Raw genomic sequence first — 16,298 nt, 5'->3', positions numbered from 1 at the left:
ACTCGCCCAGTGCCACCTCCAGTTCGTGGAAGTAGCGGTCCGCGCTGAAGCCGAGTTCGGCGCACAACGCGATGTGGCCGGTGGAACGGCTCTCGGCCATGGTGCACGCGACCATCGGCATGGCCGGGTGGCGTGCGGTGTGCAGTTCGCGCGCCATGGCGACGAGCCGCGGCAGCAATTCACGGCCGATGCCGTTGCGGCGGAACTCCGGGTGCACCGCCCCGTCCAGGCGAACGCGGTGCGTGTCCACGGGGGCATCGCGCAACACGACCAAGCCGTATGCCGCGAGGACGCCGTCCACGAGCACGGCGAGCGACCCGCCGGGCAGGTCCGCTTCGGCGAACGACTCGGCGAAGTCCTCTTCGGACAACAGCTCGCCGGTGTCGTCGACCGCCTCGGCCGCGTGGTGAAGCGCGGCCACCACAGGGATGTCCGCTGTCGTGAGCGAGCGCCACACGAGTTCCACGACAACTGAAGCTACGGGGAGGTGATGGGGCCAACAACCGAATAAAGCGTTGCCCTGCCAAGCCGCGAACGCCATCCTGCGTGCGATGACGACACCTGAGATCGCGCCGCTGCACGAGGACCTCACGTTCCACGGACCGCTGTCGAAAGAACGAGCCGCCCGCCTCATCCAGTCCCTGCAACCGCTCGCGGGCGCGCACGTGCTCGACGTCGGCTGCGGCTGGGCGGAGTTCCTGCTGCGAGTGCTGGAGGCCGAGCCGACAGCGACCGGCACGGGCGTCGACCTGGACGCGGCCGCCATCGCACACGGCCAGGCCAATGCCGCGGCGCGAGGCCTCACCTCACGCGTCGACCTGCAAGTGGCCGACGTGGCGCAGTGGCAGCCGGATCGGCCGGCCGACGTGGTCATCGTCAACGGTGCCACGCAGGTGTGGGGCGGAGACCCGTTGCACCACACGGCGAACGCGCTCACGGCGGCGAAAGGGCTGCTCCGCACAGGCGGGAGGCTGTTGCTGGGCGAGGGCTTCTGGGAACGCGAGCCGACCGGCGAACAGCTCGCCGCGATGCCGGTCCCGCGCAACCAGTACGGCTCGCTCGCCGACCTGGTGGACCTCGCACACACGCACGGGTACCGGATGCTCGCGGTGGAGCAGGCGAGCCTCGACGAGTGGGACGTGTTCGAGAACGGGCACGCCCTCGCGTGGGAACGCTGGCTGCGCGCCAACCCGGACTCCCCGCACGCCGGAGACGTCCGGGCCAAGGCCGACCGGGCACGCACCTACCGCCTGCGCGGGTGGCGCGCCACGATGGGCCTCGCCTACGTGACGCTGCAGGCGCCGTAGAGAACACGACCGGGCTCGAACCGGCGTCCCCCCGGATTAAGAGCCGGGCGCTCTACCACTGAGCTACGTGTTCAGGGCGTTCGGCCGGCCGGGCTCGAACCGGCGTCCGCCCGGCCCCAGAGCCGGGTGTTCTACCGCTGAACTACAGCCGAACGCACTACAGCCTGCTCACTCGAAAGCGTCCTGTCCACCCAATACCTCACCGGCAACCGGCTTGCCGCTGAACACCCGTGCCCGACGCAACGCCATGGCCCACAACGGATCCGTGACCGCCACGCCGTGCACGAGCTCCGGGGTCGGGCGGAAGCGTGCGATGCCGCGGTGCGTGCGCGGTGCCGTCCATCCGGAACGCTCGGGCTCCACGCGGTGCTCACGGCACGCCGCCTCCACATCGGCGCGTGTGCACGGAGTCGTGCCGTCGAGCACGTCCCACGGCAACGGCAGACGCGACCACACGGACGTGTCCACGTGCAGGCTGCCTCCCGACTCCTGGTGCCAGAAAGCGAGGTCCGCTGCCATCACGCGCATCGCCTTGCCCGGCCACGCGTCCTCGATCAACGACGTCAGCCCGGAGGCGTGCAGGCAGGCGATCCACCCCGCCCGCGCGGCGTTGTAGGCGCCGGCCAGGGCGTTCCAGGTCGACGAGTCCACGCCGCGCCGCACGATCATGGTCGCCTTGTCGATCTCGGACGACCGCCACAGCTCGGCCAGCGACGACGCCACCGACCTGGTCGCGCTGGACCACCGGCCCAGCAGCTCGCCGAGCTGGTCGGGGCGCAGCCGGCGCAGGACGTCCCACGTCGGGCAGGCCAGCGCGATCATCGCCCAGTCGGTGCCGGCGCGCGCCGTGCAGCGCGCGAAGAGCAGGTCCGCGACCTGGTCGAACGGGTTCTCGCGGCCCGCGAGCGTGAACTCGCGGCGCAGCTTGCGCCGGGCCGTGAAGTAGGCGATGAAGCACCCGGCGTCCGGGTCGGCACGGAACCGATCGGCGTCGATGGCACCGACGAACCCGGCCGCCGCCAGCAGCGTCATGCGACGCGTCTTCCGCGCGCGTTCCAGACGCGTTGCCTTCGCGGACAACCGGCGCAGCATGCGGAAACGCCGGTTGTACTGGCGCTTCGACAGCTCGATGCCCGCCGAGGCGCGTGCCTCGCGGTTGAGCCGGTCGGTGAGGAAGTCGGTGCGGGCCGGGTTCCAGTTGATCTCCGCACCGGCGAGCGCCGCGAACTCCAGCACGGAGATCGGGTCGTCGACGTCGACGTCACCTCCGTCCACCCCGAACAGGAAGCGGGCGGCGGTCACCTGGCGCGCGGCACCGACCGGGCGGGCGTAGTCGTCGCTCATCCCGGTGAAGCCGTGCCATCGACCGGCATGCGTGGCGACGTCGCGGAGCACAGCGCGTTCGCGATGCGTCAGCGACGGCTGTGCCTCCAGCACGAGGGCGGCCACGTCCTCCGGGCGCAGCCGTGCGTCGAGCGAGCTGTAGAGACGGTCCAATGCGTCCACGCATTCCAGAGCACCACGCAGGTCCAGCGGTTTTCGCGGGTTGCCCTACCCTTTCCAACCGTGCTGGTGCTGCTTCCCCCGTCGGAGACCAAGGCGATCGGCGGCGAGGGTGCGCCGCTCGACCTCGACGCGCTGTCGTTCCCCGAGCTCAACCCGGTCCGCGACAAGCTCGTGTCGGCACTGGCCGATCTCGCGGCGGACGTCCCCGCCAGTCTCAAGGCGCTCGACATCTCCGAGCGTCAGGTCGACGAGGTGCACCGCAACGCGGCACTGCGCACGTCGGAAACCACGCCCGCGCTCCTGCGCTACACGGGCGTGCTCTACGACAACCTGGACTTCCCGTCGCTGAAGAAGGCCGACAAGGAGCGGGCCTACGAACGGCTCGTGGTCGCATCGGCGCTGTTCGGGGCGATCCGCGGCGGCGACCCGGTGCCCGCGTACCGGTTGTCCGGCGGCAGCACGCTCCCGTCCCACGGCAGCCTGCGCACGCTGTGGAAGCCGGCGCTGGAGCCGGTCTTGAAGGACGCCGACGAGTTCATCGTCGACCTGCGTTCAGGCGCCTATTCGAGCCTCGCGAAGATCCCGCACGCCGTCGTCGTCCGGGTGATCACGAGCGAGGGCAAGGTCGTCAGCCACTTCAACAAGGCCCACAAGGGTCTGCTCGCGCGCGCCATCGCGACCAGCAGGACGGACCCGAGCGACCTGAAAGGCCTGGTCAAGCTCGCGCAGAAGGCCGGGCTCAAGATCGTGCCGACCGGCGCGAGGACGGCCGACCTGATCACCGATTAATTCGGTTGCGGGCCTGGCGGCCGGCCGGGCAAGCTTCACCGCAGCCGAAGTGCGGCGTGAGGAACGAGGAGGTGCGTGATGTCAGAGCCTGTCTTTGGACGTGGCACCGCATACGCGACCCCGTCCTCCGCCCTTCGCGCCTGATCAGCATCGTTTGATCGCAGAGCGCCAGTGGGGCGGTCACCTTCATCTTTTTTTCTGGAGACCCCACAGTGCGCGAGCACGATCTTTACGAACGCTACGAGTCTGCTTTCGATGGCGCCGACGAAACCATGCGGCGCAAGGGAAAGCGCACCAACAAGAACGCCGTCGACGCGGAACCCACGCGTCGCGGCCGCATGACCGAAGAAGAGAAGCTGCGGATTTCGCGACTGCGCGAGGACCAGCTCAGCACGGCGGACACCCCGGAGGACGGCGATCGCTGGACCACGTGGGGCGACGCCGACCAGGGCCCCAAGCCGTACCCGAGCTGGCTCGTCACCGAACTGGCCGCGGTGGACCGCGAGCTGGGCATCGTGAAGACCGGCAAGGAGGCGGACGTCTTCCTGCTGGAACGCGCGATGGGCGAGAAGGCGTGCCTGCTCGCCGCCAAGCGCTACCGCAGCAACGACCACCGGATGTTCCACCGCGACGCGGGGTATCTGGAGGGGCGCAAGATGAAGAAGTCCCGCGAACTGCGGGCCATCCAGAACCGCACCTCGTTCGGGCGCAACCTGATCGCGGAGCAGTGGGCGGTCGCGGAGTTCGCCGCGCTCGCCAGGCTGTGGCAGGCCGGGGCATCCGTGCCGTATCCGGTGCAGCGCAGTGGCACCGAGCTGCTGCTGGAGTTCATCGGTGACGACGAGGGCAACGCGGCACCGCGGCTCGCGCAGACACGTCCGGACGAGGACGAGTTGCTCGACCTGTGGCGCCAGCTGGTCGCGACGTTGATGACGCTCGCCGAGGCGGGCCTCACCCACGGTGACCTGTCCGCGTACAACCTGATGGTTCACGAGGGCAGGCTGATCATGATCGACCTGCCGCAGGTGGTCGACCTCGTCGCGAACCCTCGCGGCGTCGAGTTCCTCGACCGCGACGTCCGCAACGTCAGCGGCTGGTTCGCCTCGCGCGGCCTGCCGCCGGAGATCTCCGACCCATCCGCGCTGGTGGCAACGCTGCTGGACGTGGCGGGTATGGGGTGAGTCACCTTGCGCGTCCGGCCGTGTCCAACGACACTGCCGGGCGCGCAGGTCATCACCATTGATCAGCTAGACTGTGCTGTACACCGATGAAGGCTTGACGGCCGTTGACCGGTGTTTCCACCCACTCATCAGCGGCGTGACCATCACGCCGGGCCCGTCCTTGTGATCGGCACCGCGGTAGCGCGCGGGGCAGCCTCGAGACGTGCCATGTCCCGGAGGTTTGTTTTGCCATCAATGTCCGAAGGTCGTTCCGAGCGCTCCAACAGCCGCAGGGCACCGCGGCGTCGCTCGGGTCGCCAGGGCAATTCCTCGCGTCCGCAGCAGCGGGTCGAGGAACCGATCGTCGCCGAGCACTTCGAGAGCACGCTGCCGGAAGGCCCGCTGCCCTCGTTCGCTGAACTCGGCCTTGCCGACGCGCTGATCCGCTCGCTCGTCGCCAACGAAATCACCGAGCCGTTCCCGATCCAGGCGGCCACCCTTCCCGACTCCATGTCCGGTCGCGACATCCTCGGCCGCGGTCAGACCGGCTCCGGCAAGACGCTGGCGTTCGGTCTCGCGATGCTGACCCGTCTCGCGAGCGGCCGCTCCATGCCGAACAAGCCGCGCGGCCTGATCCTCGTCCCGACCCGCGAGCTCGCGATGCAGGTGGAGACGGCGCTCACGCCGCACGCCCGCTCGCTGGGCCTGTGGTGCCGCGTCGTCGTCGGCGGCACGTCGTTCCCGCGCCAGATCGAACACCTGCGCCGCGGCGTCGACCTGCTGATCGCCACGCCGGGCCGGCTGTCCGACCACGTCCGTCAGGGCACCTGTGACCTCGGCTCGGTCGAGATCACCGCGTTGGACGAGGCCGACCAGATGGCGGACATGGGCTTCATGCCCCAGGTCCGCGCGATCCTCGACCTGACCCCTCAGGACGGGCAGCGCCTGCTGTTCTCCGCGACGCTCGACGGCGACGTGGACAAGCTGGTCCGCCAGTACCTGCACAACCCGGTGACGCACTCGGTGGCCCCGGCCACCGCGAGCGTCACGACGATGGACCACCACCTGCTGTTCGTGTCCGCGGAGGACAAGCAGAACGTGGTGACCGAGGTGGCCGCGCGCGAGGGCCGCACGATCATGTTCGTGCGTACCAAGCACCACGTCGACCGCCTGGCCAAGAAGCTGCGCTCGGTCGGCGTCCACGCCGGCGCGTTGCACGGCGGCAAGGCCCAGAGCGCTCGCACCCGAGTGCTCGGCGAGTTCCGCGAGGGCACCACGCCGGTCCTGATCGCCACCGACGTGGCCGCCCGCGGCATCCACGTCGACGACGTCTCGCTGGTCGTCCACGTCGACCCGCCGGCCGACCCGAAGGACTACCTGCACCGCGCAGGCCGCACCGCCCGCGCCGGCCAGTCCGGCACGGTCGTCACGCTGGTCACCCACGACCAGCGCCGCGCGGTCCAGGGCATGGCCGCCCGCGCGGGCATCCGTCCGGAGAGCACGAAGGTGCGCCCCGGCGACGACGACCTGGTCCGCATCACCGGCGCCCGCACCCCGAGCGGCGAGCCGATCATCGAACGCGAGAAGCCGGCCCGTCGCGGCGGCGGCAGCGGCGGTCGCCGTTTCGGCGCCCCGGCTGCCGGCAGCGGCCGCGGCGAGTACCGCGGCGGTTCCGGCCGCCGCACCGAGGGCGGCGAGTTCCGCGGCGGCCCCCGTCGCTCGGAGCGTTCCGAGGGCGGCCGTACCTTCGGCCGGACCGAGCGTGGCGCGGGTCGTCCGCGCCGGGCACCGCAGCACTGATCTAGTTCGACGCTGAAGGCCGCTTCCCGCTGCGGGGAGGCGGCCTTCGCCGTGTGTACGGTGCGGCATGGGGCGGAACTGGTACCTGCTGTGGAGCGGCAGCGCCGTCTCGGCGTTGGGAGACGGCATCTTCCTGGCGGCGCTCCCCCTGCTGGCCACGACCTTCACCCAGGACCCGAAACTGATCGCCGGCGTCAGCTTCTTCGGCGCCCTGCCCTGGCTGCTCGCCGCGCTCCCGGCCGGTGCCGCGGCGGACCGCCATGACGGCCGACGTCTGCTTCTCGCGGCCCTCTGGATCCAATGCGCGCTCATGTCCCTGCTCGCCGCCTTTCACAGCACCCACATCGCGTTCCTCTACGGGATGGCGTTCCTGATCGGCACCGCCGAGACCGTGCCGAGGGCGGTGGGGCAGCCGCTCATCAAAGCCACGGTCGAGAACCACCTGCTGGAGCGGGCTAACGGGCGGTTGTTCGCGTCACAGGCGGTGGCGCTGCAGTTCGCGGGGCCACCGTTGGGTGGGTTGCTGTTCGCGATCGCGGTGCCGGCGCCGTTGTGGGTCAACGCGTTGACGTTCGCGATCGCCGCGATGCTGGTCATGTGCATGCGCACCCAACGCAAGGAACCGTCGCCAACGCGACCTAAGGCCAGCGAGGGCCTGCGCTGGCTGATGCAGCACAAGGCGTTGAGGGCTGTCACCGTCGTGTCCGCGACGACGAACCTGTGCATCGCGATGACGATGGCGACGCTGGTGTTGTTCGCCCAGCAACGGCTCGGGCTGACCAACGCGGGGTTCGGCGCGTTTCTCGCCACGCTCGCATGTGGTGGGGTCGCGGGCGGGTTGCTCGCCGAACGGCTGCTTGCCGGCTATCGCCACACGGTGGCGGTGACCGTGGTAATGATTCCGTTGATGTGGCTGGGGATTGCCACGGTCGCCCACAACCTTGCGACGGTTGCGGTGTTCGCGGTGGTGAGTTCGTTCTGCACGGCGGTGTGGGGCGTGGCCACGGCGGCGATGAGGCAGCGGGTGGTGCCCACGGACCTGCTCGGCCGCGTCAGCAGCGCGCAGACCCTGATCACCTGGGGTGTTCAGCCGGTCGGCGCGCTGCTGGGCGGGCTGACTGCGGACCACTTCGGACTGTTGGCGCCTTGGTACGTCGCCATCACGCTGCGCACCGCGGTCGGGTTGTTCAGTCTGAAGCCGTTACGAACTCACTTCTTGGCTGCCGCCTTGAACGTCCACTTGGCAACGTCACCGGAGCAGGACGCCGCGGTCACCTTCCCGGAGGCGTCCCGGTAGCACTTGGTGTTGTACTGCATGTCCGAGATGGTCTTGTTCGGGTTGATCGACCACTGCTGGTTCGGGCCGCCGTCGCACTTTTTCAGCAGCACCTTGCCCGAGGACAGCGTCGTGCACTGCTGCGGCGAGCCCTGTTCCATGAACGCGCCGTGGAACTTGAACTGCTGTGCGGCGGAACCGTTGCACACGGCCGTGGTCAGCTGGGAGCCGGAGGCGCCGCCCTGGAGGCACTTGCCGGTCGAGACGTTCTTGTACTCGCCGTTGGTGGTCTTGGGCTTGGCGCCGCCGTAGCACTCGCCGGTCTGTGTGTTGAAGATCGGCGTGGGGTCGACGGTCAGGTTCGACGGCGGGTTGAGGATGGTTTCCTCCATCACGGGCTTGCCGTCGTCGTGGTAGTTGGTCAGCGCGTCTTCGCAGTCGATGGCGTTCATGGCGTTGCCGCCCTTGCCGCCGACCCACGCGTCGAAGTGCCACAGCTTCGGGCCGCCGTTGGGGCCGTTGCCGTTCCAGTCCTGCTCACAGGAGGAGCAGGAGTCCTCCATGATGAAGTACTTCTTCACGCGCGGGAAGTAGATCTTCGTGCCCGGCTTGGCTTCCTTGCTGGACGTCGCGAAGGTGATCGGGTCCGACCAGGTTCCCTTGCCGCCCGCGGTGTCGTGGATCTTCGGGTAGGCGATGTCGCCGCCCGGCGGGGTGTTGTCGTACCAGCCGTAGAAGGTCCAGAAGACCTGTTGGGGTGCGGCGCTCGCGGGTGAGGAAGCGAACAAACCGGACATCATGAGCAAAATGCCTGCCGCCACAGACAGGGCGCGTTTCATGCGTGCCTCCGCGAGAACCGGTGGACTTAGGCGGCGTGCATGCAGAGTCCACCGGCCGAGCGGCTTTTGTAAAGAAACTTATCTAACTATTTGCGGAAGCAATACCCGCTACCGGACCCACGACGATGATCGCCGGCGGGCGCACTTCCCAGCGCTTCACGTCTTCGGCCAGCGAGTCCAAAGTGGACCGGAAGACGCGCTGCGCGGCGGTGCTGCCTTCCTGGATCACGGCGACAGGAGTGGTCGGAGGACGGCCTTCCATCAACGCCGTGGCGAACGCACCGGCGCGTTCGACGGCCATCATCAGCACGACAGTGCCCTGCAGGCGTGCGATTGCGGACCAGTCCACGAGAGAGCGCGGGTCGTCTGGTGCAACGTGGCCAGAGACGACGACCACCTCGTGCGCCACGCCTCGGTGCGTTACCGGCACACCGGCCAATGCGGGCACACCGAACGCGGACGTCACGCCCGGCACGACGGTGACCGGGATGCCGGCCTCCGCGCACGCCAGCAGTTCCTCGAAGCCGCGGCCGAAGACGTAGGGATCGCCGCCCTTCAACCGGACGACGAACTTCCCCTCCTTGGCGCGGTCGATCAGCGTCTGGTTGATGAACTCCTGCGTGGCCGCACGGCCGTACGGGATCTTCGCCGCGTCCACGACCTCGACGTGCGCGGGCAGTTCCTCCAGCAGCTCGCGCGGGGCCAGACGGTCGGCGACGACCACGTCCGCGTGGGCCAGCAAACGCTTGCCCTGCACGGTGATCAGCTCCGGGTCACCGGGACCGCCGCCCACCAGCGCGACGCCGACCGGCGGAGCGGCCTGGTCCGCGATCCGGCCGTCGCGCAACGCCGCGACCAGCCCGTCGCGCACCGACGCGGAACGACGGTGTTCGCCACCCGCGAGCACACCGATCAACATCCCGTCGTGCGTGCCCGTTGCCGGTGTCACGGCCGTGCCCTCGACGGCGATGTCCGCGCGCACGCAGAACACACGGGCAGCAAGCGCTTCCTCGCCGATCTGCGTGTTCACCTCGACGTTCGATGTGCACGCCACCACGTACCACGCGCCCTCGACGTCGCCGGCCTCATAACGCCGCTGGTGCCATGTCAGCTCCCCCGCATCGACCATGCCCTGGACGGACGGCGTGACGGACGGCGACACGAGCTCGACGGCGGCGCCGGACGCGATCAGGCGGGGCAGGCGGCGCTGGGCGACCGTGCCTCCGCCGACCACGAGGACGCGCCGGCCCCGGAGGTCGAGGCCGGCCAGGTAGTGCTGTTCAAAGGGCATGCGTAGAAGCATCCACACCCGACACGCCGTGTCCAGTTGAAGGGAACATGGTCACAGCCGAAGCAGCTCGAAAGAGGTCGCCAGAACGCCTCCGAACCGCTGTCCCACCGCCTCCGCCATGCCCCGCAGGAACGGCTCGGGCTCAGCCATGTCCCCGCTCAGCGCAGCCAGATACGCCTTGTGCGCGCGTAGCGATTCGACCGAAGCGTCGAACGAGTCGGTGATGTCCACGGCGTGAGTGGCCAACGGCGATGACGCCGCCGCCACGTACTTGACGCCGTTCCACGGTTCGAGTCTCAGTTCCCGGAAGATCCACCGGTTGGCCGCGTCCCGCACCGCGTCGACGGCAGCGCGCCCGACCGCGATGTGGTCCGCCATGTTCACCCCGCCTCCCGGCCAGGTCTCGCGGAAGTTGCCGGTGATCACGAGCTCCGGCTTGTGACGGCGAACGGCGGCCGCGATGTCGCGCCGCAACGGCACGCCGTACTCGATGAGACCGTCAGGGTGGTCCAGGAACTCGACCACGTTGACGCCGACGGCCGCACAGGCTGCGATCTGCTCGTTGACCCGCAACGGTCCGCATTCCGCCGGTTTCATCGTGTCGATGCCGGCCTCGCCACGGCACGCGAGCAGGTACGCGATCTTCTTGCCTTGAGCGGTCCAACGCGCGATAGCGCCCGCACCGCCGTACTCCATGTCATCGGGGTGCGCGACGACGACCAACGCGCTCGACCAGTCCTCAGGCATCGCTTCAAGATCAGCCATGCCCGCAGGATGCGCGTGATCCTGCGGGCATGGCAAGTGAGTCGTTACAGCTGAGCGGTGATCACCGAGTAGTACGGCGCGATGCGGCCGTACACGCCGGGGTAGCCCGCGCCGGCGCAGCCGCGGCCCCAGGACGTGTCACCGATGAGCTTGCCGCCGAACACCAGCGGGCCACCGGAGTCGCCCTGGCAGGTGTCGGTGCCGCCCTGCGGGAAGCCCGCGCACACCATCGAGGTGTTGCTGTACTGCGAGTACGCGGTCTTGCAGGTCGCGTCCGAGGTCAGCGGCACGTTGGCCTGGAGCAGGTACCGCGAGGCGGAACCGCCGGAGGACGTGGTGCCCCAGCCGAGGATCAGCGCGGAGTTGCCGGCCGTGTAGAGCGCGGTGTCGGACGGCGTGGCCAGCGGCAGGGTGGCCGAGTTGATGTTGCGGTCGAGCGTCAGCACGGCGACGTCGTAGCCGGCGGTCGCGGTGGTGTAGCTCGGGTGCACCCAGATCTTGGTCACGTTCGCGACCGTGCCCGCGGTGCTCTGCTTGTCGTCACGGCCGTGCACGACGCGCGTGCTGGCCGGCGTGCGGCCCTTCACGCAGTGCGCGGCGGTGACGACCTTGTTGGCCTTGGTGAGCGTGCCTCCGCAGAACTGCGACCCGGCGGTGGACGCCAGGTAGACGACCCACGGGTACGTCGACGTGCTCGCCCTCGTGCCACCGACGATCATCGGTGAGACGTCGGCGTTGGCGGCCGGGGCCACGAAGAAGATGCTCGCGAGAGCGGACACCACGACGGACACGATCAGGCGATGCAGGGTTTTCGCCATGTAGCCAGTCCTTCCCGATGACGCTGTGTGTGCAGGGTGTAGAGCGGCAGCACACACAGCGTCACGGGCGGTGATTCAGCGGCACAACCGCCACTTGTCTGGTACGGGCGGTTTGACTTTTGACTCAGGCGATTCCACGTGCCGTGAACGCGGCCTTCACCGTGGCAGCGTCCGCGTCACCGTAGAGCGCCTTGGCGGTCGCGACGGTCGCCGCCGCGGCAGCGCTGAACGTCGTCGAGGGCGAGTAGTTGAACTGCGCCTCGAGCACCAGCTTCGCGGCCTTGTCGCGGCCGAACTTCTGGTAGATGTCGAACAACGCGCGCGACCAGATCTGGCCGTCGAAGTGCACCTCGTTCTGCCGCTGGCTCACCGTCAGGTTGGTGTCGGTGCGACGGATGCAGTGCGGCGTCGTGGTCGTGTAGGACGTCGAGTCCCAGTCCATGATGCACGCCAACGGGGTCGTGGTCGTGTCCTTCGAGTCGCGCGAGGACATGATCATCGCCCACCAGTCGCCGAAACCCTCACCGATCGAGCCGGCGTCGAGGGTCGAGCCGAAGCCCGGCACCTGGGCGTCCTGGATCGCGTGGCCGAGCTCGTGCCACACCACCTCGACGTCCTCGGCGTCGTCGACGCCACCGGTGCCGAACGTGATCTGGTCCTTGCCCGGGTCGTAGAACGAGTTGTCGTCGGTCAGGCCGAGCGTGGTGAACTTCTGCTTCTCGTTGTTGACGTTCGTGAAGCCGAGGCTCTGGATGTACTTCTGGGCCTCGGTGATGCCCCAGTACGCGTTGGTCTGCTCGAAGAACGGGTTGTGCCTGGTGTACTCGAACGTGCGGGTGCTGCTCTTGGCGAGCTTGCTCGTGGCACCCGTGACGTACGCGTAGTCGCCCCTGAGGAAGCCTGAACTGTCCAGATTGGTCACCTTGACGGACTTGTAGGCCGCGGCGGGCACGGCCGAGTCGGCGTCGTTGGCGTCCTTGAGGTTCTGGTTCTGCTGCGAGACAACGGGGTTCGGGCTGAACACCTTGCCGGTGCCGTCCGCGTGCTTGACCAGGCTCTCCGACTTCACGACCGCGCCGGTCTCCGCGTGCACCAGCGTGCGCTCGGATCCCTTGCCCTGGTCGGAGATCACCTCGTAGACGAGACCGGTGCCGGGCAGCACCTTGAGGTTCGCGCCTTCGGGCACACCGGCCGACTTGGTCTTGGCGTCCTCGGCGGTGACGGCGGGCGTCACGTCGACCGTGCCGACGGCGATGCGGCCGTCGTCCACGGTCTTCACACCGGTCGCCTTGTCGACGTGCTCGACGTAGTAGGCGCCCAGCACGGGCTTTCCGTCGTAGGTCTGCTCGTACCAGGTGTGCGTGGCGGTCAGCGAGTCGCGGACGGTCAGCAGGCGCAGGCCTTCCTTCGGCGCCGCGGCCTGGGCGTTGATCGCGAGCAGGGACAGTGCGACGCCGGCGGTGCAGGCGACAGCAACGAGACGACGGGCTCTCATGTCGGTCTCCAGTGCTTCGGGCCCGAGGCAGGGGGTGGGCCGTGTGCGTGGCGACGGTAATCAAGAAAACTTCGACAGAGACCCTACGAAAGAAGGAAAAACCTCAGCGATCCCGGATTCCGGGAACAACAATCACGTCGGCTTCGACCGGATTGTCCAACGTTGGCCCGATTCCGAAAGCGACGAATGCGACCGCCGCACCACGAGCAGCCAAATCGCTCGCGCCCTCGTGCCGGACCTCCGTGCCGGGCCGCAACATCGGCGCGACGGACTCGATCGCCTCGGGCGTGCCGACCACGAACGCCGCGCGCCGGATCTCCGCTTCCGCACGGGGTGTGCGTTCCTCCGCGGAGCCCGGTCCGAGTCCGATCAGGGCGAGCCGGCCGCGTGGCAACATCCGCGCCGCGGCCACGGTCACGTTGTCCCGCTTGAACTTCTCCGCCGCGAGCTCGACCGGGGCGCCGTGCCCGAGAAGCTGTGCGCCGCGCACTGCCGCGGCCTCCGCGACGCTCGCGGTGCCCATCGAGTTGCGCACCACCGAACTCGGGTTCGGCACGCCGATCTCGGCGAGCTCCGCGGTCGGGAACGTCAGCAGCTCGGCGGTGTCGCCGTGCCAGAAACCCCAGTCCTCCACGGCGTCCACGATGCCGGGTTCGTCCGCCTTGGCGTCCGCGGTCGCGAACGCCTTGATGGCGCGCAGATCCAGGCCGCCCTGAGCGTCCAGTTCGGCCAGTGCCGCGCCCACGCTCGTGGCCGACGAACCGCGCGTCGACCCCACCCCGACGACGAGCGTGCGCGGCACGATCCGCAGCACGTTCTCCTTGGTCGCGGCGGCCCGGTCGTCGACGACGATCATCCACGTCGCGTCCTCGCCCGCCGCGATGACGTTCGGCGGCAAAGCAGGCAGCGGGAAACTCAACGGGTTGCGCAGCACGACCTTCTCACCAGCCTCGATGGCGGCGACGCACGCCTCGACATCGCCGTCCGCGGTGGCGTCCAGCTGCTCGACGAGCTCGTCCAGCACCGAGTCGATCGACGGGCCGCTGGTCACGACGGCGGTGCGGGCCAACAGGTCCGCGACCTGGCGGGCGATCATGTCCGCGTCACCGGCCAGCGCCACCGCGAAGTGCTGGTCCACGCAGACCACGGCGGGACCGGATCGCTTGTCCCGCAACAGAGGCGCGATCAACCGGACCGCGGCGCCCGCGTCGAGGAACAGGATGGCGGCGGTGAGGCGTGGCCAGAGCTGGTGGACTGCGGGTTTGAACGGACCGTCCGGGACGACCGCGTCGGCACCCAGGAGACCGGCGAGCTCGGCGGCGTCACCGCGTTGGGCAGGGCCGGCGAAAACACCGATCACTTCTTGCTTCCCCACAGCACGGTCACCGGTACCGCCGGAGCGAACCCCGAGTCCAGCAGGCGTGAGGCGGTCCAGTGCACGCCTTCCACCTCGTATCCGGCCGCCTGCAACGCATCGCGGGCGGGCACGATCTCGTCCACGCTCTCCGTCGCGACGACCACGCGGCGCGCGGACACCGCGGCCGAAGCCTTGACCGCCGTGATCTCACCGCGGCCGACGAACACCGCGTCCGGGCGCGGCAACGACGGCGCGTCCAGCTCGGCCTCCTCGACCCGCACGTCGACGCCGTGCGCGGAGGCGTTCGCGATGATCCGCACGCACTGCACGGGATCGGGCTCGACCGCGATCACCGCGGCACCCAGCCGTGCGCACTCCACGCCCACAGCACCGGAACCGGCCAGCACGTCCCACACCAGCACGCCGGGACGTGGGGCGAGACGGGCCAGCACGAACGCGCGGACCTCGGCGCCGAGAACGTGCGTGCGGCTCGCGAACACCTCGTCCGGCAGCGCCCAGCCGTCGTTCGATCGCAGAAACTCGTTGTCCGCCAGGCACAACACGGCGTCCGGCGCGGTCCAGCGCCGGGTCACCGCGTCACGTGGGTCCACAGTGGTCAGTTCGCCGGAGTCCGACACCATGAGCGTGCGGCGCCAGCCCGCGAGGCCGGCGCCGATCTCGGCCGGACCGATGCCCTCGGCCAGCCGCACGATCACGGCTGAGCGGGCGCGGCACACGTTCAGCGCGGGACGCAGACCGTCCGCGGCGTCGACGATCTCGACGGGACGGCCCGCTGCCTCCTGCAATGCCTGCAGTGCCTGCACTGTCATCAGTTTCCGGCGGTGCGCTTGGGCTTACGGGCGGCGGCCGGTTTCTTCTTCGGCGTGGCCGTCGAGGCGCGGACCGTCGGCGGCTTCGGCTTCTCCGCCGCCACCACCGTCAGCTTCGGCTTGGGCGCGGGCTCCTCGGCGGGCTTGCGAACCGACTGCTGTATTTCCTCGACCGCCGTCCACGCCGGGTTCGACTCGGCGGCGGATGCCGGAGCCGGAGCTGGAGCTGGCGCGGCGGCCGGGATGGGCTCGTCGACGCGGGTCGCGATGCGGGAGGCGGCACGGCGTGACCAACGGGTCGGGCGGGCGGCGCGGAGCGGCTCGTCGACCGACGCCGTCGCCGAGGCCGAAACACGGCGCGTGGGCGCCTTCACCGCGGCACCGACCAGGAACAGCGTCGGGCGGTACAGCTTGTGCTGCTTCACCACCGACTCCAGCTCGGCGATGGTGGTGTGCACGACCAGTTCGTCGGCCTGGCTCACCTTGTACGCCACCACGACCGGCGTCTCGGCCGGGTACCCGCCCTGCAGCAGCTTCTCGACGAACTGACCGGTGCGCGCGCCCGAGACGGTGGCGGCCATCGTGGTCTGCAGCGCGGCGAACTCGCGGACCAGCTCGCTGCTCTCGGGCGAGATCAGCACGGTCGACGACGCCTCGGTCAGCGTGAGCTCGCGGCCGATCTTCGCGGCGGCGGCGGCCACGACGGAGACACCCGGCACGACCTCGACCTCGAGGCCGAGACGCACGCACAGGTCGTGCTGCTCCTGCACGCCGCCACCAGTGGCGGCGTCGCCCGCGTGCAGCCGCACGACGACCTGGCGCGACGCGGCGGCACGGCGGTACAGGTCCGTGATCTCCTCAGGCGTCACGCGCGAGAAGTCGACCAGGTCGGCGTCGCCGCGGGCGTGCTCGCGGACGCACTCGGCGTCGACGGCGCTGGGGGCCCAGATGACGACGTCGGCTTCGGCGATGCGGCGCGCGCCTCGGAGAGTGATGAGGTCGGCGGCACCGGGACCAGCGCCGACGAAGGAGACCCGACCGGTCGTCGTCACGACAGCTCCACAG

General features: G+C 69.5%; 15 protein-coding genes and 2 tRNA genes. 5 read left to right on the top strand and 12 right to left on the bottom strand.

The features are described 5' to 3' along the window. The coding region (locus B0F77_RS26635; protein ID WP_158102829.1) for a GNAT family N-acetyltransferase at window positions 1–466 on the bottom strand (466 nt) is incomplete at its 3' end. 85 nt (window positions 467–551) lie between these two features. Between B0F77_RS26635 and B0F77_RS26630 the strand changes: the two genes are divergently transcribed. Further along, window positions 552–1,307 (top strand): SAM-dependent methyltransferase, encoded by a 756-nt coding sequence (locus B0F77_RS26630; protein WP_086665712.1) that lies wholly within the window; start codon window positions 552–554, stop codon window positions 1,305–1,307. Here the strand turns inward: B0F77_RS26630 and B0F77_RS26625 are convergent. From B0F77_RS26625 to B0F77_RS26615, 3 genes are all read right to left on the bottom strand, one after another. Continuing rightward, window positions 1,308–1,380, bottom strand: a tRNA-Lys gene (locus tag B0F77_RS26625). A 6-nt stretch (window positions 1,381–1,386) separates the two neighbouring features. Next, a tRNA-Gln gene (locus B0F77_RS26620) sits at window positions 1,387–1,459 on the bottom strand. 16 nt (window positions 1,460–1,475) lie between these two features. Beyond that, window positions 1,476–2,813, bottom strand: a complete 1,338-nt coding sequence (locus B0F77_RS26615) for a hypothetical protein (RefSeq protein ID WP_143466920.1) — start codon at window positions 2,811–2,813, stop codon at window positions 1,476–1,478. A gap of 60 nt (window positions 2,814–2,873) precedes the next feature. Here B0F77_RS26615 and yaaA point away from each other — a divergent pair, with 60 nt between their 5' ends. The 4 genes from yaaA to B0F77_RS26595 all read left to right on the top strand — a co-directional run bounded on the left by yaaA (window position 2,874) and on the right by B0F77_RS26595 (window position 7,859). After that, complete coding sequence (yaaA, locus tag B0F77_RS26610; RefSeq protein WP_086665710.1) at window positions 2,874–3,602, top strand: peroxide stress protein YaaA; 729 nt, start codon at window positions 2,874–2,876, stop codon at window positions 3,600–3,602. 212 nt (window positions 3,603–3,814) lie between these two features. After that, window positions 3,815–4,783 carry a serine protein kinase RIO gene (locus tag B0F77_RS26605; RefSeq protein ID WP_425435726.1) on the top strand — a complete coding sequence of 323 codons (969 nt, stop codon included), beginning with the start codon at window positions 3,815–3,817 and terminating at the stop codon, window positions 4,781–4,783. A 225-nt stretch (window positions 4,784–5,008) separates the two neighbouring features. Next, window positions 5,009–6,562: a DEAD/DEAH box helicase gene (locus tag B0F77_RS26600; RefSeq protein ID WP_425435725.1), complete on the top strand. Its 1,554-nt coding sequence runs from the start codon at window positions 5,009–5,011 to the stop codon at window positions 6,560–6,562. Window positions 6,563–6,629: 67 nt separating this feature from the next. Further along, on the top strand, window positions 6,630–7,859 hold the full coding sequence (locus tag B0F77_RS26595; protein ID WP_086665708.1) for an MFS transporter: 1,230 nt from the start codon (window positions 6,630–6,632) through the stop codon (window positions 7,857–7,859). Here B0F77_RS26595 and B0F77_RS26590 read toward each other — a convergent pair. The 8 genes from B0F77_RS26590 to B0F77_RS26555 all read right to left on the bottom strand — a co-directional run bounded on the left by B0F77_RS26590 (window position 7,772) and on the right by B0F77_RS26555 (window position 16,285). Beyond that, complete coding sequence (locus tag B0F77_RS26590) at window positions 7,772–8,635, bottom strand: RICIN domain-containing protein (protein ID WP_245848668.1); 864 nt, start codon at window positions 8,633–8,635, stop codon at window positions 7,772–7,774. The two genes, B0F77_RS26595 and B0F77_RS26590, sit on opposite strands and share 88 nt — an antisense overlap. 124 nt (window positions 8,636–8,759) lie before the next feature. Then, on the bottom strand, window positions 8,760–9,968 hold the full coding sequence (gene cobA, locus B0F77_RS26585; RefSeq protein ID WP_086665706.1) for a uroporphyrinogen-III C-methyltransferase: 1,209 nt from the start codon (window positions 9,966–9,968) through the stop codon (window positions 8,760–8,762). 51 nt (window positions 9,969–10,019) lie between these two features. Beyond that, complete coding sequence (locus B0F77_RS26580) at window positions 10,020–10,733, bottom strand: PIG-L deacetylase family protein (RefSeq protein WP_086665705.1); 714 nt, start codon at window positions 10,731–10,733, stop codon at window positions 10,020–10,022. A gap of 44 nt (window positions 10,734–10,777) precedes the next feature. Continuing rightward, window positions 10,778–11,551, bottom strand: a complete 774-nt coding sequence (locus B0F77_RS26575; RefSeq protein ID WP_086665704.1) for a S1 family peptidase — start codon at window positions 11,549–11,551, stop codon at window positions 10,778–10,780. A 124-nt stretch (window positions 11,552–11,675) separates the two neighbouring features. After that, window positions 11,676–13,046 carry a M36 family metallopeptidase gene (locus B0F77_RS26570; RefSeq protein ID WP_086665703.1) on the bottom strand — a complete coding sequence of 457 codons (1,371 nt, stop codon included), beginning with the start codon at window positions 13,044–13,046 and terminating at the stop codon, window positions 11,676–11,678. A 103-nt stretch (window positions 13,047–13,149) separates the two neighbouring features. Next, a complete protein-coding gene (locus tag B0F77_RS26565; RefSeq protein ID WP_086665702.1) occupies window positions 13,150–14,406 on the bottom strand; it encodes a cobalamin biosynthesis protein in 1,257 nt (418 codons plus the stop codon). After that, entirely contained in the window at window positions 14,403–15,233 is an 831-nt protein-coding gene (locus B0F77_RS26560) for a hypothetical protein (RefSeq protein WP_086665701.1), read from the bottom strand. Before B0F77_RS26560 ends, B0F77_RS26565 begins: the two co-directional genes overlap by 4 nt. Beyond that, window positions 15,233–16,285, bottom strand: coding sequence for a cobalt-precorrin-4/precorrin-4 C(11)-methyltransferase (locus B0F77_RS26555; RefSeq protein ID WP_086665700.1), 1,053 nt, complete (start codon window positions 16,283–16,285; stop codon window positions 15,233–15,235). The genes B0F77_RS26560 and B0F77_RS26555 overlap by 1 nt, the downstream gene beginning before the upstream one ends. Between the last annotated feature and the right edge of the window lie 13 nt (window positions 16,286–16,298).

It is taken from the genome of Lentzea kentuckyensis (assembly GCF_002150765.1).
In the GTDB taxonomy this organism is placed as follows: Bacteria; Actinomycetota; Actinomycetes; order Mycobacteriales; family Pseudonocardiaceae; genus Lentzea; species Lentzea kentuckyensis.
Note: the sequence above shows the minus strand (reverse complement) of the source record. Positions and strands in the feature narration are given on the sequence as shown.

Excerpts from the sequence above, each read along its gene's own strand:
- B0F77_RS26580 (WP_086665705.1), bottom strand. The coding sequence starts at position 10,733 with ATGGCTGATCTTGAAGCGATGCCTGAGGACTGGTCGAGCGCGTTGGTC.
- B0F77_RS26595 (WP_086665708.1), top strand. The coding sequence starts at position 6,630 with ATGGGGCGGAACTGGTACCTGCTGTGGAGCGGCAGCGCCGTCTCGGCG.
- B0F77_RS26630 (WP_086665712.1), top strand. The coding sequence starts at position 552 with ATGACGACACCTGAGATCGCGCCGCTGCACGAGGACCTCACGTTCCAC.
- B0F77_RS26590 (WP_245848668.1), bottom strand. The coding sequence starts at position 8,635 with ATGTCCGGTTTGTTCGCTTCCTCACCCGCGAGCGCCGCACCCCAACAG.
- B0F77_RS26575 (WP_086665704.1), bottom strand. The coding sequence starts at position 11,551 with ATGGCGAAAACCCTGCATCGCCTGATCGTGTCCGTCGTGGTGTCCGCT.
- B0F77_RS26560 (WP_086665701.1), bottom strand. The coding sequence starts at position 15,233 with ATGACAGTGCAGGCACTGCAGGCATTGCAGGAGGCAGCGGGCCGTCCC.
- cobA (WP_086665706.1), bottom strand. The coding sequence starts at position 9,968 with ATGCCCTTTGAACAGCACTACCTGGCCGGCCTCGACCTCCGGGGCCGG.
- B0F77_RS26570 (WP_086665703.1), bottom strand. The coding sequence starts at position 13,046 with ATGAGAGCCCGTCGTCTCGTTGCTGTCGCCTGCACCGCCGGCGTCGCA.